Annotated in this window: 18 protein-coding genes; 1 reads left to right on the top strand and 17 read right to left on the bottom strand. The window is 57.7% G+C overall.

The genetic code is table 11. The annotated features are described in order from the left end of the window. The coding region (locus tag NIM86_RS17090; protein ID WP_305884472.1) for a calcium-binding protein at positions 1 to 4,994 on the bottom strand (4,994 nt) is incomplete at its 3' end. Further along, positions 4,994 to 5,521: a hypothetical protein gene (locus NIM86_RS17085; protein WP_253383913.1), complete on the bottom strand. Its 528-nt coding sequence runs from the start codon at positions 5,519 to 5,521 to the stop codon at positions 4,994 to 4,996. The genes NIM86_RS17085 and NIM86_RS17090, both read right to left, overlap by 1 nt. A gap of 604 nt (positions 5,522 to 6,125) precedes the next feature. Between NIM86_RS17085 and NIM86_RS17080 the strand changes: the two genes are divergently transcribed. Beyond that, positions 6,126 to 6,881, top strand: coding sequence for a hypothetical protein (locus NIM86_RS17080; RefSeq protein ID WP_253383912.1), 756 nt, complete (start codon positions 6,126 to 6,128; stop codon positions 6,879 to 6,881). A 237-nt stretch (positions 6,882 to 7,118) separates the two neighbouring features. On the opposite strand, the gene phnN is transcribed toward NIM86_RS17080, so the two are convergent. The 15 genes from phnN to NIM86_RS17005 form a co-directional block, all read right to left on the bottom strand. Further along, positions 7,119 to 7,703 carry a phosphonate metabolism protein/1,5-bisphosphokinase (PRPP-forming) PhnN gene (gene phnN, locus NIM86_RS17075; RefSeq protein WP_253383911.1) on the bottom strand — a complete coding sequence of 195 codons (585 nt, stop codon included), beginning with the start codon at positions 7,701 to 7,703 and terminating at the stop codon, positions 7,119 to 7,121. A 5-nt stretch (positions 7,704 to 7,708) separates the two neighbouring features. Further along, positions 7,709 to 8,848 carry an alpha-D-ribose 1-methylphosphonate 5-triphosphate diphosphatase gene (locus NIM86_RS17070; protein WP_253383910.1) on the bottom strand — a complete coding sequence of 380 codons (1,140 nt, stop codon included), beginning with the start codon at positions 8,846 to 8,848 and terminating at the stop codon, positions 7,709 to 7,711. A gap of 2 nt (positions 8,849 to 8,850) precedes the next feature. Then, positions 8,851 to 9,588 carry a DUF1045 domain-containing protein gene (locus NIM86_RS17065; RefSeq protein ID WP_253383909.1) on the bottom strand — a complete coding sequence of 246 codons (738 nt, stop codon included), beginning with the start codon at positions 9,586 to 9,588 and terminating at the stop codon, positions 8,851 to 8,853. A 9-nt stretch (positions 9,589 to 9,597) separates the two neighbouring features. Then, positions 9,598 to 11,163 carry a phosphonate ABC transporter, permease protein PhnE gene (phnE, locus tag NIM86_RS17060; RefSeq protein ID WP_253383908.1) on the bottom strand — a complete coding sequence of 522 codons (1,566 nt, stop codon included), beginning with the start codon at positions 11,161 to 11,163 and terminating at the stop codon, positions 9,598 to 9,600. Between the two features lie 11 nt (positions 11,164 to 11,174). Further along, a complete protein-coding gene (phnE, locus tag NIM86_RS17055; RefSeq protein WP_253383906.1) occupies positions 11,175 to 12,149 on the bottom strand; it encodes a phosphonate ABC transporter, permease protein PhnE in 975 nt (324 codons plus the stop codon). Positions 12,150 to 12,246: 97 nt separating this feature from the next. Beyond that, positions 12,247 to 13,191 (bottom strand): phosphonate ABC transporter substrate-binding protein, encoded by a 945-nt coding sequence (gene phnD, locus NIM86_RS17050; RefSeq protein ID WP_253383905.1) that lies wholly within the window; start codon positions 13,189 to 13,191, stop codon positions 12,247 to 12,249. 87 nt (positions 13,192 to 13,278) lie between these two features. Then, on the bottom strand, positions 13,279 to 14,151 hold the full coding sequence (gene phnC, locus NIM86_RS17045; RefSeq protein ID WP_253383904.1) for a phosphonate ABC transporter ATP-binding protein: 873 nt from the start codon (positions 14,149 to 14,151) through the stop codon (positions 13,279 to 13,281). A 78-nt stretch (positions 14,152 to 14,229) separates the two neighbouring features. Continuing rightward, the gene (locus NIM86_RS17040) at positions 14,230 to 14,844 is read right to left on the bottom strand and encodes a DapH/DapD/GlmU-related protein (RefSeq protein WP_253383903.1); all 615 of its coding nucleotides are present in this window, start codon (positions 14,842 to 14,844) and stop codon (positions 14,230 to 14,232) included. Between the two features lie 4 nt (positions 14,845 to 14,848). Further along, entirely contained in the window at positions 14,849 to 15,526 is a 678-nt protein-coding gene (gene phnL, locus NIM86_RS17035) for a phosphonate C-P lyase system protein PhnL (protein WP_253383918.1), read from the bottom strand. Positions 15,527 to 15,574: 48 nt separating this feature from the next. Then, complete coding sequence (phnK, locus tag NIM86_RS17030) at positions 15,575 to 16,354, bottom strand: phosphonate C-P lyase system protein PhnK (protein WP_253383916.1); 780 nt, start codon at positions 16,352 to 16,354, stop codon at positions 15,575 to 15,577. Between the two features lie 32 nt (positions 16,355 to 16,386). Further along, positions 16,387 to 17,289 carry an alpha-D-ribose 1-methylphosphonate 5-phosphate C-P-lyase PhnJ gene (locus NIM86_RS17025; protein WP_253383914.1) on the bottom strand — a complete coding sequence of 301 codons (903 nt, stop codon included), beginning with the start codon at positions 17,287 to 17,289 and terminating at the stop codon, positions 16,387 to 16,389. Positions 17,290 to 17,321: 32 nt separating this feature from the next. Further along, a complete protein-coding gene (locus NIM86_RS17020; protein WP_253383902.1) occupies positions 17,322 to 18,455 on the bottom strand; it encodes a carbon-phosphorus lyase complex subunit PhnI in 1,134 nt (377 codons plus the stop codon). Between the two features lie 2 nt (positions 18,456 to 18,457). Continuing rightward, positions 18,458 to 19,081 carry a phosphonate C-P lyase system protein PhnH gene (gene phnH, locus NIM86_RS17015; protein WP_253383901.1) on the bottom strand — a complete coding sequence of 208 codons (624 nt, stop codon included), beginning with the start codon at positions 19,079 to 19,081 and terminating at the stop codon, positions 18,458 to 18,460. Further along, complete coding sequence (gene phnG, locus NIM86_RS17010; protein ID WP_253383900.1) at positions 19,078 to 19,539, bottom strand: phosphonate C-P lyase system protein PhnG; 462 nt, start codon at positions 19,537 to 19,539, stop codon at positions 19,078 to 19,080. Before phnG ends, phnH begins: the two co-directional genes overlap by 4 nt. Before the next feature lie 36 nt (positions 19,540 to 19,575). Beyond that, positions 19,576 to 19,758 carry a hypothetical protein gene (locus tag NIM86_RS17005; protein ID WP_253383898.1) on the bottom strand — a complete coding sequence of 61 codons (183 nt, stop codon included), beginning with the start codon at positions 19,756 to 19,758 and terminating at the stop codon, positions 19,576 to 19,578. Positions 19,759 to 19,904 lie beyond the last annotated feature (146 nt).

Genomic DNA, 19,904 nt, shown 5'->3' with positions numbered 1-19,904 from the left:
CCGATGATGGTGTCATCGCCATCGGTAGACTCTTGCTCCATCAAATTCTGCCGAACAGTGTCCATGGTCCATTCGGTGCCGTCGGAGAAGACGATCTTTTCGAGGCCTTCGCGATAGGAGGCGTTCAGGCTGTTGCCGAGCCGTACCGAGCCGCCATCGCCGGCACCGGGGCTGCTTTCGGCAATGACAAGCGTGACATAGCTGCCGTCCCGAACCAGAGAGACCTCGTCCGGATTGATGTCGTTGAAGATCAGACTATCGACGACGTGATAGGATTCACTTGAGCCGCTATCAGTGACGACATCATCGCCATCGCCGCGGGAGTAGATGTAACTGTCGGAGCCGCGAAACCCATTGAGCGTATCATCGCCAAGACCACCGGCGAGGGTGTCGTCGCTGTTGAAACCACTGATCGCATCGTCACCGTCCGTAGAGGCCTGATCGATCAGCATCTGGCGGATGGCGCCGATGGTCCAGGTCGTCTCGTCCGCAAACACGACCCTTTCCAGACCCTTATCGTAGTCTGGATTGAGACTGTCGCCGAGCCTGATCGAGGAGCCACCATCGCCTGCACCTGGAGCGCTCTCAGCGATGACGAGTGTGACGTGGCTACCGTCGCGGACCAATGACACTTCGTCCGGGTTGATATCGGAGAAAACCAGACTGTCGGTCACATAGGCTTCGTGCTGACCGCTGTCGAAGATTTCATCATCTCCATCGCCGCGGGCATAAATATAGGTGTCGGAGCCCGCACCGCCTTGCAGCGTATCGTTGCCGAGCCCACCGGTGATCAGGTCGGCCGCATTGGTTCCGCTGATGGAATCGTCACCATCGGTGCCAGCGGCGGAAATAACCAGATAACGTAGATCATTACGCGTCCAGACGGTGCCGTCGGCAAACACGATCCTCTCCAGGCCCTGGCCGTAATCTTCCTTGAGATTTTCGACGAGCCGGATTGAGCCGCCATCGCCCGCGCCTTCGCTGCTCTCAGCAACGACGATGGTCACGTGATATCCGTCGCGGACCAGTGTAACGTCGGCGGGATTGATGTCAGTGAAAGTCAGAACGTCAGTCACATAGGCTTCGTGCTGACCGCTGTCGAAGATTTCGTCATCTCCATCGCCGCGGGAATAGATGTAGCTGTCAGAACCTCTCTCACCCTTGAGAATATCGTTGCCCAAGCCACCGACAATCGTATCGGCATCACCGAAGCCGATGATGGTGTCATCGCCATCGGTAGACTCTTGCTCCATCAAATTCTGCCGAACAGTGTCCATGGTCCATTCGGTGCCGTCGGAGAAGACGATCTTTTCGAGGCCTTCGCGATAGGAGGCGTTCAGGCTGTTGCCGAGCCGTACCGAGCCGCCATCGCCGGCACCGGGGCTGCTTTCGGCAATGACAAGCGTGACATAGCTGCCGTCCCGAACCAGAGAGACCTCGTCCGGATTGATGTCGTTGAAGATCAGACTATCGACGACGTGATAGGATTCACTTGAGCCGCTATCAGTGACGACATCATCGCCATCGCCGCGGGAGTAGATGTAACTGTCGGAGCCGCGAAACCCATTGAGCGTATCATCGCCAAGACCACCGGCGAGGGTGTCGTCGCTGTTGAAACCACTGATCGCATCGTCACCGTCCGTAGAGGCCTGATCGATCAGCATCTGGCGGATGGCGCCGATGGTCCAGGTCGTCTCGTCCGCAAACACGACCCTTTCCAGACCCTTATCGTAGTCTGGATTGAGACTGTCGCCGAGCCTGATCGAGGAGCCACCATCGCCTGCACCTGGAGCGCTCTCAGCGATGACGAGTGTGACGTGGCTACCGTCGCGGACCAATGACACTTCGTCCGGGTTGATATCGGAGAAAACCAGACTGTCGGTCACATAGGCTTCGTGCTGACCGCTGTCGAAGATTTCATCATCTCCATCGCCGCGGGCATAAATATAGGTGTCGGAGCCCGCACCGCCTTGCAGCGTATCGTTGCCGAGCCCACCGGTGATCAGGTCGGCCGCATTGAAACCATTGATGACATCATCTCCATCCGTGGCGGCTTGTTCCAGCCAGATGCGTCGAATGTCACCCTGCGTCCAGATGGATCCATCGGAAAACTCGACACGCTCGACTCCCCGGTCATAGCGATCGTCCAATCCATCCTTGATCGTGACCGAACCGAGAAGTGTGGAAACGTCAGTTTCGTCCACGATATTGAGCGTGATATCCGTATAGCCGGTCCGTTCCAGCCGAATATTGTCTTGCGTGAGGTCGGCAAAGACCAGGCGATCGTTGGAACCGTCCCAAATGCCGCTATCGCCACCGTCCCATATGGTGTCATTGCCATCGCCGCGAACATAGAGGTACGTGTCGTTACCGCTTCCCCCATTGAAGGTGTCGTCGCCTTGATTGCCGATAAAGAGATCGCGAGCACGCCCGCCACCCAACTGATCATCCTCATCACCGCCAATGCGAACATGGTCCGCAGAAATCATTTCCTCAGCGATCAGAGCGAGGGTCGGATCGCTAATGGTCGCAAAAGCCTCACGTATCTTGGCTTTGAGAATAGCGGAGTCTCTATCTGAGAAATCATACAGGCCGCCTTTTAGTAACGAGGTTAGTGTCTGAATGTATCCGCGGCTGGTTGTATGGCCGACAGACAGCACGGCCCCCAATAGGCCAGTCGGAACCGCGCCGGCGAAGCTGTCACTATCGTCGTCGTAGCGGAGACCGCCTAAAAGGAGTAATGGGCTCCCTGCCAATGCAACAAAATTGCCGTCTCGAGCGAGGTAGCTGACAGAAACTTGGGACGCAAACCGAAAGAGCAACACGTCAGAAATTTCATTGAAGGAATCATGTATCGCTTCGGCGAAACGCGGAGTAATCACTTCGTCGGCATCGCCATGACCCCAAGTATTATGAGGAGAACCGAAGAACGTCTCCAGAAAGCCAAGCTTTGATCCATCGGCACCCGCCCACTGATGGAGAATTTCGTTGAAGCGGCCTTTCAAACTCGCAATTGAGAGGCCTACAGCATCATCAACCAGCTCGCCGACTGCAATTTTCAAACTTGAGTCCAATGACATAGCCGCGTTGAGATCGCGGAGCTCGCCGTAACCCTTAAGATTGGGAAGCTCCTTTGTGTCTGGATCGATCTCGAACCCATCCGGCGCCACCCATTTTGACAGTGTGGTATTCCTTGCGAAAAACACCGCTCCAGTCCCAAGGCTAGAACCGTCTGTTAGCGTAACCTCACCGGAATACTGGATTTTATTGCCCGCCAGGCTTTTTGAGACATTCTCTCCATCGGTGCCAATTGAGACGATACCATGATCAAGGAGTGTACTGATCTCATCGGTCGTGGCGACGCCGTCGCCGTTCAGATCCTGCCAGATCCGAAGAGATGAGAAGATTGCGTCGCTTGCATCGATCTTTCCATCTTGATTGTCGTCAACGGTCGTAAGCTCGGCAAACCCATCCTGCGTTGCCGAACCAAACAATTCGTCGATACCATCTGCCAGTCCGTTACCATTCGCATCAGCGAATAGAAAACCATCGTCGCTATTCAACCAGCCCGTTCGCTCCGCAAACCCATCATTCATGAAGTCGAAATGGGCGCTGGATGCATCAACGGAGATTAGTTCAATACCGTCCCCGTCCAGATCGACAACGAACGGATCAAGTGGCGGAATGGGAGGTGATGGCGGCCACCCGAAAGGAAACTCCGGCAAGACACCGTCAATCCGGTCCCCAATGTCGTCCATAAATGAACGTAACCAATCGCCAGAACTTCCTGCGATATTGCCAAACCAATCGAAAAGACCGCTCTTGTCGAGTGCGTTGACCAAATCACGCGCACCGGCTTCACCAAGAAGGGAACCGGCGATAGAGCCCGCGGCGAGTATCCCCAGTCCAAGGACCGCACCGGGAGGCCCACCGAGAGCGAAGGCGCTAGCAATCGGCGCGACCAGCCACGCGCCCGCTGCGGCGCCAGCAAAATCACCCAATACGCCAGCCAATACTTCTCCGCCCGACTGCCAATCGCCATCAGCAATGAAGTCGGCAGCAGTTCCTAGAGCGATCGCAACAGTGATAACGTCGCCTGCCAACCCCATATATTTGAGCGCGTCGGCAGCCTTTAGGACATCGAAGCCTTCGCCAAACCGAGGTGTTTTTATGACGCTTTCCAAGTCGGCCGCGTCGACGAAAGCCTCGCTGATGACCGAGTTGAAATCTGGATGGATTGGATCAATGTGACTAAGACCGAGGTCGTCGAGGACACTTCTGCTAAATTCGACGGAGCCATCGATCCCCACACGCAACTCGGGTCCATTGGCAAGAAATTCGCCGTAAAAATGCGTTCTTAGGGCATTGTTTAAATTGCCTGCCGCATGTTCTTTACCGAATGAAGCGGCGGACGTGTCGAAATAAGATTTGAGATCGGCGCGGCCGATTCCATTGATAGTGGTAACGTTGGGATTATTTAGGAGAGCTTCAAGCTCTGTGCGAGCGAAAATACGATCGGGACGTGCTTCTGGCACCAAGGCAATAATAGGCCCGACCGCATTTGCGGCATAAGCTTCCGACGCGATGTCAAAAAGAACACGCTCATGGAAATTCGACGTGCCGTAGAGAACGTCTTTGGCCGCAGCCTCGTTTCCATTGTTTGCCTTTACTAGCGCATCCCAGAACTGGGATGCGCCGGTATAGTCGCTTTCGGGATCGAGAAATAGACCGAGCGGAGTTTCATCGATGATTGCTATTAGGCTAGAAGAATCGTCATAAAGTTTAAGAGCGACTGAACGCGCGCCGTCCTTAGTTCCGCCAAACCTGCCGCTATAAACTGCGCTGGCACTAGCGCCTTCAACCGTCACTGCCTCAGCATCGGCAGCAATTTGCTCGACTAAACTTTCAAGCTCATTGAGAGTGAACCCCTCCTCATTAGCCGAACGCAAATCGTACTCGATGATAAAGGAGCTGATAATATCCTGATATGACATTAGTGCGTACCTTTCTCAGTAGAGCAGCAATCTCTTTCCTCAAATAATATTGAAGACACAACGTGTTTTGTGTTTCCGTAATTACTTTTAAAAACTTTTAATGACGCCCTCACTTCATTGATAATTTCTATATTGTTTGAAGGATCTTTAATCGTTAAATTGTATTTAACATTACGAACTTTGAACTTACCAGTTGATTCATGGGCTATAAATCCAACAAATCCAACTACATGCCAAATAATGTCTTGCAAACCTGTATCTTCATTGACATAATCGGTAAATTCCATCTTGCACTGGAAGGGGATAATTTCGCCGAAGGCCTTGAGGACGAAACAATCGTTGTATTCCAGTCCTCCAGATTTCTTCTTCATAAGACAATGTCCCGTCTCGGGGTCGATTGTCATGCGTTCGTCCGGCCGGTTCTCGTAAGCCATGTGGCGATATTCCCTCTTTGCTTGCCGCCCCGAATGGACGGCAGCGACCATCTCCCTGCTGCGCGTATGCACACGCTCGTATGCGTTGATCATGTTATTTCCCCTCGAAGGCGCAAGCCCTGAACCCCAGGTCCCTCTGGCGGTTACATCCTGATAGGAAAATAAGCGTGCGCCGGCGGGTGAGTCCAGCACTTGTTAGTTGTATTTAAGAAGATGCTATGACGGCAACTCGGGTATAATTGCTCTGGCGTTAAAGAGGCCTGCGGGATTTTGATTGATGCATGCGCAAGGACAGCAGAACCTGACGGCCGAGACGTCGACGTAATATCAAACACGATCGACAAGCGGTCTGTCTGCTCAACGTCGGCCCCCGAGCCGATTGACCGCTCCTCGGAGAATCTGCCAGTCAGCTAAGCGCCGCCATATCGGACGTTGGTCGACGTTTACATCAGCCCAAAAGCGGACGCTGCCCATCGTCGCTGCGGAGGTCGCCTGTGCGGAAGAAGCTGCCGTTAGGGATGTCAACCAAATGGCCGCTTGCTGTTAGTCGGCGGCTAAACCGTCAACTTCGCCCTTTTTCTATTGTGTGGAACGCCCGCCTGGGCCAAACGTGGCGATGTCACCTCCAATGACCATATGGCTCTTGATCGGTCGAGTATGCTGCATTCTACTAGATTCTTATTGAGCGAGGTGCGATTTGGAGATCAGGTTTTACAGAAATCGCTATTTCCTAAGCTTAGCAACGTCCGTTCTGCTGATTGTCGGTCCAGTGTTGTTTGGCCTTTTGCTGCAAATCCCAAGCCTGGTTTATACAAACGATTGCGATAACGCGGGCCGGTGCGAACACAATATTGTTGAAATCGCAAATTCATTGGGGTTGGGATTGATCTTCCTGGGCCCCGTATTGATGTTGCTCGGGGTGGTGATGTTGGTTGTGACAGGCTTCGCTTGGGGCATGCGCGCGTTCAAAAGAAAAATATCTGACCACCCGCGAATTAAGTATATCAGAAGACTCATTGGCTTAGCCTGCTTTGGAATTTTGCTATTTCTTTTGTACGTTCCGAGTGGTCCGGATCAATGCTCCAGAGTGTTAACGGATACTCAGTATGAGATTTGCTTGGAGGGTGTATTTTCAGACATGACGACCGCTGAGGCCCGACAATGGTTGGCGGAAAACGACTTCAGAGTGGGTCGTGTCGTGAATTCAAACCCCAGATACTCACGCGCTCGCGATACACGTCATGCCGATGATCCAACATTCTCTTACGACTTTCATTTTCAAGCGTTTCGAGACTTTGGCAAATTCAGAAGCGTGCCCTATGGCACGAACTTCAACAGGTTCTTTGCGCGTATTGGCCCGGCCCCTGATCGATTTGAGCTCAACATTTACGGGAGCGTCGAAGATGACAGAGTTGTTGCAGTGGACGTTTGGTGGGCATTTTCTTTTCTGTGATACTGATAGCGCCGAATCCCAAAACCGCCATTCGTTGCTTCCGCAGCATTTTGCACTTTGGGCTCCAAGCGGACATTTGATAGGACGGAAAGAGCGTCGGTAATGCGCCGCCCATTCGGTCCTATGGACAGCACCAGGCAGTTGCCAAAAGCGGACGCATCACCTCTGATCGAACAGCAAAGATCTCCGAAATAACACCGATTGCCGGGATGGCTCCATTGCCCTCCCGGCATGATTTTAACAAGCTGGCCTCAGCGACGAAATGAGTGCGAGAAGACGCTCGGTAGCTACAGACAGATCGCCGGAATTATCGATCACGGTCGTCGGCTGGCCTATCGCGGCGGATGGCGGGGTCCGGCCCAGCCTTGCTTCGATCATCTCGGCGCTTTCTCGGCCCCGGGACGCCAGCCGGCGGGCAAGAATCGCCGAGTCAGCTGTAATTTCAACCACATGAAGCACCGGGAAGGCAGCTGCGATGTGCGGCAGGGCGTGGCGCGATCCGTTTACGATCGCGAGGCCACCCGCTGCTACATGATCGCGAGCCTGGCTCGGGATGCCGTAGGAAAGTTCGTGCGCCCGCCAGGCGACCGCAAAAGCTCCAGCCGCGAGTTGCTGTCGGAACGTTGCCTCATCGACCGCATCGTGCTCTTCGCCTCCCGCATCGGCGGGTCGCGTAATTGTCCGGCGGACAAAAAAGATATCGGGCCGATCACCGAGCGCCTTTTGCGCTTCGGCAATCAGCGTGTCCTTTCCGACGCCGCTCGGTCCAACAACCGTCATCAGACATCCAGCGCCCTTCTGCGGTGTCAGTACCGCCGCCATGGGAGCTATGCCACCCGCGCGCCTTCGCGCCAGACGCTTCGAACGACCGGCATGTCGCCTTTGCCGCTACGCCTTATGCGGGCAAAATCGGCCCGCGCGCCTTCTAGCAATTCCCCGCGATCGTCGAGACCGACTGTCCTTGCCGGCGTCGCGGTGACGAGAGCAATCGCATCAGGCAACGCCATGCCACGGTCAAGGAGCACGAACGGTGCGGTGATCAGGCTGATCGGAACGTAATCCGATGAAAGAACGTCCAGAACGCCGGCATCGGCAAGATCGGTCGCGGCGATATTGCCGGAATGGCTGCCTCCGCGCACCACATTGGGTGCGCCCATCAGGACGCTCATTCCATTGTCGTGAGAGGCGCGTGCCGCTTCCAGCGAGGTCGGAAACTCTGCGAGCCGCATTCCAAGATTTTTCGCTTCAGTGACATGCTCCGGCGTTGCATCGTCGTGGCTGGCGAGGGCGATGCCGCGTTCGGCACACCGCTCGCCGAGGATTCTGCGATGCTCGTTTGCATAGCGGGCCGAATTCGTCTTCCGCTTCTCGACGAATGCGTCGAATGCGGCGTCGTTCATGCCCTTCTTTGTCTTGTAGTAGAGCGTATACTGATCCATCGTCTGGAACTGCCGCTGCCCGGGCGCGTGGTCCATCAGCGAAGCGAGGCGGACCATCTCCTCACCCTCGAACGGCTCGAAATGATCGAGCACATCAGGGGCAGAAACCTCGCAACGCAGATGGATGAGATGATCGGCACGGAGGCGGCCGTCCTGTTGTGCGGCCTTCAGCGCATCGGCCATCGCCCGCATCTCGCCGACCTCGAAGCCGCCTTCTTCATCGGAGCCGAGTCGCAGGCAGTCGAACACGGTCGTAATGCCCGATGCCGCGACCTGCGCGTCGTGTGCCTGAATCGCGGCCGTCCTGTCCCAACGAACACCCGGTCGTGGCGAATAATGGCCTTCAAGATGATCGGTGTGCAGTTCGATCAGTCCCGGAATCAGAAAATCACCCTCGCAGTCGACACCGCCGGCGACAGATCCCTCCGCTATTTCGGCAATTTTGCCGTCGCGCACCACGAGTGTGCCACGAACGATGTCGCTCCGGCGAACAATCGCCGCGTTAGAATAAATTTGAACATCGCTCACGGTTATTCGTTCCTTTTCCTGTCGTCACCGAAGACGCCCTGCCGGACCACACGGAATGGCTTGTCTCGCGACGGCTGCATGAAAATTGACAGACTATCAAAGGCGACCGGCGTGCACGTCTGGTCGCGCAGATGGTCTTGCAAGATTGAATGAATACGAGCCCGTCCATCGGTATCGGTATCGGTATCGGTATCGGTATCGGTGATCCGGTCCGTCAGCGTCATGTGAAACCGGAATTCGTCCATCACATACGGGTAGCCGTAGCGGTCGAGCATGTTGCGCTGGTTTTCGGTGAGAGCGGCCGGATTTCGGCGTTGGCGGTCAGCTTCGCTGAGCGGCTCGCGGAACGGCAGAAACGCCTGAACGGCATCGGCTGCGATTCGCCTAATCGCCGAGAGCGAATTGACTGGCAGGAGAGCCAGAAAGCCGGCGAGTTCGCCGAGCCGCAAAGCGACGCTGAAAGGTGTTTGCTTCGCACAGAATTGGTCAAAGGCCGAGAAAAGCGCCTCTTCGCTCGCACTGTTCGTCAGCTCAAACGGCGCAACGATGGTTCCATGAAATCCATAGCGCCGTGGGCTCTCCGTCAGCTTGCACCACTCTGCCTGCGCCAAATCGTCGGCCACGGATGGCTGCGACGGGCGCGCGCTATCGGGTGCGAAGGGATCGCGGCCGAGCCATTGAGAGGCGGCCCGTGTGAGCGGATGATCCTGTGGGGGTGTAAAGTATATCGCGTATCGCATTGGGTGACGTCAGTTCTGCCGCATGAGACGGACACGCAACGCCGTCGAAATCCGGTCGAAGACATAGACGGTGATCAGGATGAGAAGAACCATATAGGCGACGTTCTCCCAATCCTGATTGGTCCGCATCGCTTCCCAGAGTTTTAGACCGATACCGCCAGCCCCAACGGCGCCGATGATGGTCGCGGAACGCGTATTGCTCTCCCAGAAATAGAGAGCGTGGCTGGCGAAGACCGGAAGGACTTGAGGCAGGACGCCGAATCGCTGCACCAGCGTTGGAGTGGCGCCCACCGAACGGACGCCCTCACGCTGGCGGCCGTCGATATTCTCAAGGCTCTCCGAATAGAGCTTGCCGAGCGTTCCCGTGTCCGTGAAGAAAATCGCCGAGATGCCGGCAAGTGGCCCCGGGCCGAAAGCGCGCGTGAAAAACAGCGCCCAGATGAACATGTCGACCGAACGCTGAAAGTCGAAGAAGCGCTTGGTCAGATGATTGGCGAACCTGTTTCGGGTGATGTTGCGGGCGGCGAGGAAAGCCAGCGGAAACGCCACAATGGACGCAAACAGCGTTCCGACAAACGCCATGACGATTGTCTGAAGAAGCTTGATCCAGACGTCGAGATGTTGCCAGCTGGCATTGTAAAGAATGTTATTCCAGGCCAGAGACAGGTTGGAACGCGACGGATCGAGCCGCTCGCCGCGGACGATAGTGTTGAGAACTTCGCCGGTACTCATCCCGAAATAAGGCGAGTTGATATCAAACAGGAAATTCTCCCAACCGAAGAAGCGACGCCGGATTTTGACCGCGTCGTCCTCGATCTCCGCACGACCATCGAAGCCGAAGCGCACGGTTACCTTACCGTCCTCATATTTCTGCGCGGCCCAGTCCGGCAGCGGTGACTGGGGCCGGACGGATCTATCCACGTCGATGACGAGCACGACGCTTTCCCCGCCCCGTTTGACCGTCACGCGCTTTGGCGTCACATCGATTTCACCGGCATTTCCGAAGCTCACCTGAGCGGATCGTACGACATTCACGGTTTCTGTGGTCGGCGCTTCTTCGCCGGTTTCGCTGCCACCTCCCGATGTCGTCCCAAGTTGCGCGCCTTCGCCCATGAAACCAGTCGCCGGGCGCTTCTGGCTTGTCGTGCCGATCTGGTCACCCTCGCCCGTGAAACCGGTGGCGGGCAGACCGGACCCGGCCGATGAACCTGCCGAAGAATTCTGCGATCCGCCACCGATCTCGCGCTCCATCGTACCGCGCTCGATGACGATCCAATCCGGTTTGGGGTCCTTGCCAAGCGGTGAAAATCTCGGGAACACGATCTGCATCGCGCCATCGGTTTCGATGTCGAAATCCGGCCGCGCTTCATAGGAAATCCAGTCGGCGAGATAGTTCTCGGCGATGGAGAGATCGACGCGGCGCAACGTCTCGCCAACCGCGAAGAACCACCAGCAATAGACTGAATAGAAGACGATCGCGACCAGCATGATCAGCGGAGCGAAACGCTTCCATTTATTGGCCTGCAGCAGCTCTTCATGGCGTTCGGATATGGCGTCGTAATCGATAGCGGTCATCGCATCTTCCCTCACGCCAATCCGAAGTTCTGTTCGCCGATTAACCGGCGGCGAAGCCACGCCGAGAACTGGTCGACGGCGACGATCGTGCAGAACAGCAGGAAGACGATCGCCAGCGTCTTGGCCTCATGGCCGCGTGAAATGGACAGGCGCAGAAGTTCGCCGATACCGCCCCCGCCGACGGCGCCAATGATGGTTGACGCGCGAACATTGATCTCCAGCCTCAGCAATGTGTAGCTCATGAAGTTGGGCATGACCTGCGGTACGATGCCGAAGCGGACCCGTTCCACCCAACTTGCACCTGAAGCGCGCAGACCCTCGTCCGGGCCCATATCCGCATTTTCGACCGTCTCGAAGAAGAGCTTGCCGAGCGCTCCGATCGTATGAATGGCAACTGCCGCGATCGCCGGGATTGGGCCTAGACTCATGATAGCAACGAAGAAGCCTGCAATGACGATTTCCGGGAATGCGCGCAGCACTTCCATCAGTCGGCGGACGGCGCCGCGAATCCACACGCTGCGAACCAGATTTCGCGAAGCGAGAAAGGAAAAGAGGAAGCCAAAAGTGAAGCCGATCATCGTCGACAAAAGGGCGATGTTGAGCGTCTCCAGCATCGCCATGAAATATTCGGGAATATAGAACACGCCGATGAAATCGTGACGACCGGCAGGGTAATCGTATTTGAAGCTGCCATTGTCGTAAGGTGACGGTAGATCGAAAAGGGCGCGGATCGGTTCCATGGCATCGCGCGGAATAAGATCGCCGAAGAAGTCGAAGAAATAGGGCAGCCGATCGAAGAACTTGCCCGCATTGGTCTCGTTGGCGAAAACCAGCGAAGCCAAGGTCAGCCCGGCAATGATAAAAACCGTCAACGCGGTATAGAGCCGCCGCCGACGGATCTCGATTTCCCAACGATCGGCAAGCCGGTTCTCCTGCGGAAAAGCCGCAGAGGGCGACGCCGGTTTAGAGGCGGATGAAACGGTCATTCGACGCCTTTGTCGAAAGGGAAAAACAGATAAGCCCGCACGTTAGAGCGCCATCGCCAGCCCAGTGGCCGGCGATGGCGTTTGCGTAAGCGCCTTATCAACCGCCGATCGTGGACCGGCGAGCGTCGATGATCGGCTTGTAGAAGTCCTTCGTGACTTCCGTATAGCTCTTGTAGTCGCCACCCTGGATTGCCGAGAAGCATTCAGGATCGTTCTCGGGCATCTTCATCATGAAGTCTTTGAACTTGCTCTTCATGTCATCGGACATGGAGGCGCGGACGACGATGGGACCGTTCGGGATCAACGGGCTCTTCCACAGCTCGACCAGGTCTTCCATGTCAAGAATACCTTTCTCGACCATCTTGTGGAGGTTGCCAGAGGTATAGCCGTCGTCGAATTCACCAACACCTGAGGCCCATGTAGTGCCGGCATCGAAATCGCCCTTCACGACACCGAGAACGAGGTTTTCGTGGCCACCGCCAAAACCGGTTTCGCCGAAAAACTCTTTCACTGGCATGCCGACCGCTTCGGGCAGGGTCACAGACGGGACGAGGAAGCCGGAGGTCGAGTCGGGATCGGCGAAGCCCAGCTTCTTGCCTTTCATGTCTTCCAGCTTGGTCATGCCGCTATCCTTGCGGGCGACCATCACCGAGTGATAGCCGGTCGAGCCGTCGGTCTGTACGGTTGTCAGGATCGGCTCGACGGCATCCGGGTCTTCCAGATAGGCTTTTGCGTAACCGGATGCACCGAGTTCGGCATAGTCGAGCGTTCCGCCGAGCAGGCCTTGGATCGTGCCGTCATAGTCGGCAGCCGGGAAAAGCTTGACTTCTTCGACGCCGATAGCGTCTGGCAGCGTGTCGATCATGCACTGGAAATTGCGAAGGCGGTCGGCTTCGTTTTCACCGCCGATAATGCCGATACGGAAGACCTTGCCGTCTTCGCCACCTGCCATTTCGGCGTTCTTGTTATCCTCGGCGTGAGCAGAAGCAGCGAATCCGACCGAAAGGGCGGCGACCGATGCGAGGAGGAGATTCCGGATCATTGTGACACTCCGTAGGGCGAACCGGTTTTCTTGATTGAACCGTGCGCGCCGCCCGGTCCGGCATGCGGCGGAACGGGAAGGGTGTACTTAGACGAGAGCTTCAGCGCGCTGTTTGGCGAGCTCGGTATCCGCGCGATCCTCTTCCAGGGAGCGCGTGGGGGCTCCGGTGGAGGCGTTATCGTCATCGGCAAGAGCGGTGGACGTCATCGCTTCGGAGAAACCGTCATTGGCCGCGCCGTAAAGGCGGCGCGCTTCGGCTGCCGTTAGTTCGGCGGGCGTGCCGTCGAAGACCACCCGTCCTTCGAACATGCCGATGATCCGCTGACAGTAGGTCCGGGCCGTATCGAGGGTATGAAGGTTGGTGACGACCGTGATCCCTTCGCGCCTGTTGATGTCTGCGAGGCTGTCCATCACCACCTTGGCATTCAATGGATCGAGCGAAGCGATCGGCTCGTCGGCCAGGATCAGGCGAGGCTCCTGCATCATGGCGCGGGCAATCGCAACGCGCTGCTGCTGGCCACCAGACAAGGTACCCGCCGGCTGAAGAGCGGTCTGCACGACGCCGAGCCGCTCCAGCATTGCAATCGCCATCAAACGTTCTTCACGCGAATAGAGACCTGCCAGGCTGGCGAATGTCGACTTATGATTCAGCCGGCCGAGCAGCACGTTGGTCAGCACGTCGAGACGCGGCACCAGATTGAACTGCTGGAAAATCATGGCGCAGTCACGGTTCCAGCGTCGGAGTGCGCTGCCGCTCAAAGTGGTGACGTTAACGTCGCCGAACCGGATCTGCCCCTCGGAGGGATCGATGAGGCGGTTGATCATGCGAAGAAGTGTCGATTTACCCGCACCGGAACGGCCAATGATACCGACCATTTGCCCTTCGGGAATATCGAGCTCGACGGCATCGACGGCGACCTTATCGCCAAAGCGTTTCGTCAGGCTGTCGAGTGTCAGCACAATACGCCTCCATCAATCATCGAGGCGAAGCCTAGGCGGCCTGGTTAACAGACTCGTGACAATCTCGTGCGCGACGGGTCAATCGCCGTATTTTTCCAGGAATGCCTCTGGGGATAACACGCGAAAGTCCGGCAGGGCCTGCTGCAGGGCTTTATGATCCCAGTCCCACCACGCCAGTTTTTGAAAGCTATCGGCGATATTTTCGGGAAAGCGGGAACGGATCGGTCGGGCCGGCACGCCTCCTACGATCGTGTAGGGTGCAACATTGCGGCTCACAACGGCCCCGGCGCCGATCGCGGCACCGTCACCAATCGTCACGCCTGGCAGAACAGTCGCGCCGTGGCCGATCCAGGTATCGTGGCCGATCGTCACCGCATGGTCCCGGCGCCAGGCGAAAAAATCGTCCTCATTCGCCTCGCTCTCCCAGTAGTCGCCGGCACGATAGGTGAAGTGGTGCAACGTCGGGCGCCAGGTCGGATGGTTGGTCGCGTTAATCCGGACCGCTGCGGCGATATTGGCGAATTTGCCGATCGTCGCGCACCAGACGCCGCCATCCTGCATGATGTAGGAATAGTCGCCGAGCACCGTTTCAGAGATCCGGCATCGCTCTGCAATTTCCGTGTATCGTCCGAGCGTTGAGTTTTCGACTGACGCTGTCTCGTGGATCAGCGGCTCTCTGGAGAGCTTCGGCATCGTCTCAGGCGGCCTCGGAAGGCGCGAAGGCGGAAACGTCTATCAGCTTGTCGGCCACGCGCCGGCGGGTGTCGAGATCGTGGAAGATGCCGAGAAGGGCGACCCCCGTCGCCTTCTTCTCCTCGATGATCTCGAGCACGACGTCGCGGTTGGCATTGTCTAGCGAAGCAGTCGGCTCATCCAGCAGAAGGATCGGGTGATCGGTGGAGAAACCGCGGGCGATATTCACACGCTGCTGCTCCCCGCCGGAAAAGGTCGCCGGTGGCAGGTCGAAGAGGCGTCGCGGTAGGTTGAGACGTTCCAGAAGCGTTTCGGCACGGCTCAGAGCTACACTTTTTTCAATGCCGCGCGCAATCATCGGTTCGGCGACGATGTCTCGAGTCGACACGCGTGGTACGACCGAGAGAAATTGGCTGACATAGCCGATAGTCCGTTTGCGGACGGCCATCATCGTGCGGGGATCAGCCTTGGCGATATCCAGGACATCACCATCGTGCCAGACAGCGATCGTCCCGCAATTGACGACATAGTTGCCGTAGATCATTTTCAGGATCGAGCTCTTGCCGACACCGGAGGGCCCAGCCAGGACGGCGCACTGCCCCGCTTCAAGAGAGAAACAGGCCTTGTCGAGGACCGGCAGTTTCCGACCGCCCTGCAGGTGCATGGTGAAGCTCTTGGCCATATCGCTGACGATGAGCGGCCTTTGCTGTGTCGGTTCGGTCGGCACGGTTCAAACCTGCAGGATCGAGGAAACGAGAAGCTGGGTGTATGGCGCCTGAGGATCGTCCAAGACGCGGTCCGTCAGTCCCGTCTCGATGACACGGCCATCCTTCATCACCATGATGCGGTCGGATAGCAGTCGCGCAACCGCAAGATCGTGGGTGACGATAATCACGGCGAGACCGAGATCGGCGACGAGGCCGCGGAGAAGATCCAAAAGCCGCGCCTGCACGGAGACGTCGAGACCGCCGGTCGGCTCGTCCATGAAGACAAGGCGCGGCGCGGTCACGAGATTGCGCGCGATCTGTAGCCGCTGGCGCATGCCGCCGGAGAAGGCGCGCGGCTGATCGTCGATCCGCTCGGCCGCGATTTCGACGCGCCCGAGCCAGTCTGTCGCCGTCTCGCGAATTTGCCCATAATGGCGCTGCCCGACGGCCATCAGGCGTTCACCAACATTGGCGCCGGCGGAAACTGTCATGCGAAGGCCATCGGCAGGGTTCTGGTGGACGAACCCCCAATCGGTACGCAGGAGATGACGGCGCTGCGCTTCCTCCACGGTGAAAAGGTCCCGCGACGCACCATCGCGCATCCGGTAGGTCGCAGTGCCTGAACTTGCCGTCAGACGCGTCGAAACACAGTTCAGGAGCGTCGTCTTGCCGGAACCGCTCTCGCCGACGATGGCCAGAACTTCACCCGGCCAGACATCGAAGGAAACATCTTCGCAACCAATGCGGTGGCCATAGCGCTTGGTCAGGCCGTGAACGGAGAGGAGGGGCTGATCCGGTTCCATGATGGCGCGTTCGCTGACGGAAAGCTGGCGATTCATGAGCGAGCCTCCCTTGGCCCGGACAAGCCACTTTCCGCCGCTTCGGTCTGTTCGCCGACATAGCCTTCCGCGCGGCGGTCCTCGCAATTGTCGGTGTCGGAGCAAACGAACATGCGCCCGCCAGCATCGTCAGTGACCACCTCGTCGAGATAGACGTTCTCTGCGCCGCAAAGCGCGCAGGGCCGGTCGAACCGGTTCACGGCGAAAGGATGATCCTCGAAATCCAGGCTAACCACTTCTGTGTAGGGCGGGATCGCATAGATGCGCGCTTCTCGGCCTGCACCGTAAAGCTGCAGTGCCGGGTTCATGTGCATTTTCGGATTGTCAAATTTCGGCGTTGGTGACGGGTCCATCACGTAGCGACCCGCCACCTTGACCGGATAAGCATAAGTGGTCGCGATGTGGCCGTGGCGGGCAATGTCTTCATATAGCTTCACATGCATCAGCCCGTATTCCTCGAGTGCATGCATGGCCCGTGTTTCCGTTTCGCGCGGCTCAAGAAAACGGAGCGGCTCGGGAATGGGGACCTGGAAAACGATGGTTTGACCGGCTTTCAGCGCCCGCTCCGGGATGCGATGGCGCGTCTGGATTACCGTTGCCTCTTCCGTGCTTGTCGTCGTCTTAACGCCGGCAACGTGCTGGAAAAATTTGCGGATCGAAACGGCGTTGGTGGTATCGTCGGCACCCTGATCGATGACCTTCAATACATCGTCCGCACCAAGGATTGACGCCGTCACCTGGACGCCACCGGTTCCCCATCCGTAAGGCATCGGCATTTCGCGGCTGCCAAACGGCACCTGATAGCCCGGCACGGCAATCGCCTTAAGGATAGCGCGGCGGATCATCCGCTTTGTCTGTTCGTCAAGATAGGCGAAATTGTAACGCGCCAGATCGTCAATCGCCGGCCGATCAAGAAGATCGAGGATGGTGCTCATTCGGCCGCCTCCCGACCGAACTCCTCATCTCCGTCCGCGTCGCTTTCCCGCGCTTCCGCCCACTCCTGGCGGAGCGTCCGGATCAATTGCAGTTCGGACTGGAAATCGACGTAATGCGGAAGCTTCAGATGTTCGACGAAGCCGGTCGCCTGAACATTGTCGCAATGGCTGACGACGAACTCCTCATCCTGCGCTGGTGCTAACACGTCCTCTCCGAAATCGCGGGCGCGCAGAGCCCGGTCAACGAGCGCCATGCTCATGGCCTTGCGTTCGCTCTGGCCGAAAACAAGGCCATAGCCGCGCGTAAATTGCGGCGGCGTCTCTGACGAGCCGCGGAACTGGTTGACCATCTGGCATTCGGTCAGGCGGACGCGGCCGATCGGCACGGCATGCCCGAGCTCAGGCAGATCGACCTCGACCTCGACCAGTCCGATGCGGATTTCACCCGCAAAGGGGTGGTTCCTTCCATAGCCACGCTGTGTCGAATAGCCGAGCGCCAGAAGAAACCCCTCGTCGCCGCGTGCCAGCGCCTGCAATCTCTGCTCGCGACTCAGCGGATAGGAAAGAGGCCGCCGCGTCATGTCGCCCGGCGTCGCCTCGACGCCATCTTCGTCGACGAGAGGCTCCTCGCTTTCGATCATCCCATCGGCGGCAAGAATGTCCGATACACGCATCACGGCGTCATTGGCTTCAGCAGTGCCGAGATCGTTCGGCTCCACCTCCTCGCCTGTCAGATCAGGGTCGAGGAGGCGGTGGGTGTAGTCGAAGGTCGGGCCAAGGAGCTGGCCACCGGGCAGATCTTTGAAACAGGCGGAGATACGACGCTCGATCCCCATGGCGCCGGTATCGACGGGAAGGCTCTCGTAAAAGCGCGGCAGCGTTGTGCGGTAGGCTCGGAGCAGGAAGATCGCTTCGATCATATCGCCTCGCGCCTGTTTGACGGCAAGCGCCGCCAACTCGCGATCATAGAGCGCGCCCTCCGCCATTACCCGGTCCACGGCGAGCGCAAGTTGTCCGGCAATCTGCTCAAGGGAAAGCGCAGGCAGTCGACGATCACCGCGCCGCTTTTCGTCAAGCAGGCGGTGGGCGTTCTCGATGGCCTTTTCGCCACCCTTGACGGCGACATACAAAACTAGCCCTCCTGAACGATGTTGATGGAACGAGGAAGACCCATCACGCCCTCACCCTCGCATGTGAGGAAGAGATCGACACCACGCGGGAAGAGGGCATGGTTATCGGCCCACTGGTCGATGAAATCGGCAGGAAGGCCCGCCGGCGCAATAATCATTTTGCCTTTGATACCAGGCCCCTCGAGGCTGAGCCGCGGGCCCTCGGCAAATGACGGAACATTGACGCAAAGCGTTGCCGAGCGATCGGGATAGGCCTGATCGCCGGGACCGTAGTCCGCCAGCCGCATTCGCTCGCCGTCGACAATAAAGGCAAATCCGGCGTCCTTTCGCTGATCAGCAATCACGGTTCCGGTCTGGAAGATCAGCCATTCGCCTACCTGCCCGCCGCCTTGAAGGGCTTCATCGAGAAAGACGCTGGTCTGATGATCGAGCAGCGTACAACCGATCGTGCCAAGAAGACCGGGCAGCGGTTCGGGCGCAAGAAGCGACTTCAGGGGCTGGCATCGACCAGGCTGTGCGAGCGCGTTCATCAAAGCGTGAAAGGCCCGCTGGGCTTCGGGGACGGCGTCGACGAAGCCACCGGAGAGCGGTGAGCCTTGTTCAGAGCCGACATTCGAAAGGCTCATTCATCCTCTCCTCGAACCATCGTGAAAAAATCGACCTTCGTGGCCGCCACGAGCTCGGCTTCGCGGCGGTCCTCCTCTGCCAATTTCTGACGAAGCGGTGCGATGATTGCCGTCTCGATCCGCTGCTCGTCATCGGCCTCGGCGGCTAGCGCGTCGACTACTGCTGCCAGCGTCGCTCGTTTTCTGTCGCGGCCAAGAGCGACGGAATGGCCGATGCGGCCATCACCGAGCCGCACCGAGGCGCGCGTAACAGTCGCTTCGCCGAGATTAAATGCTGCGCCAGTACCGCCCGCGCGGCCGCGCAGCATTACGAGCCCGGTCTCGATTGGCCGCAGAAAGGTCACTTCTGGATTAAGGCCGAGCGTGCGGAACTGCTGCTCCAGATCGTCAAGTTCGCAGCGTGCCAGAACGGCAAAACGATCGCGTCTTCGAATATTCGCTTGAGCTACGCCCGGCATTTTGTCCCCTTTGCGATCCATCAGGGACTAATGTCGCTACGTGACGGTTGAGTGACAATCACCGGCTAGCCGTGGCACTTTCCAATGATCATCGGCACCAAGCGTAAACTGCGGCAATCTGAAATCTAAAAAACGCGCCGCTGTCTTGTCTTTCTCCGTGCGCCGATACTCAAAGCCCAGCAGCTTGATGGTCAGCTGCTGAGCCCATTGTTTCACCATGCTCGCCTATCCTCCTGATGGCCAATAGTGGCCGAAGGAGTATGGACATGGGTACAGCACAGTATGATCCTGCAGCGCTCGGCAGGCCCGCATGGAACGCCGGTCGAATGGTTGGCGTGAAGAAACCTCTGAAACAGCGCCAGATC

The sequence above is a fragment of the Notoacmeibacter sp. MSK16QG-6 genome, from assembly GCF_024158145.1.
In the GTDB taxonomy this organism is placed as follows: Bacteria; Pseudomonadota; Alphaproteobacteria; order Rhizobiales; family Rhizobiaceae; genus Notoacmeibacter.
This window is presented reverse-complemented; position numbering and strand designations above follow the sequence as displayed.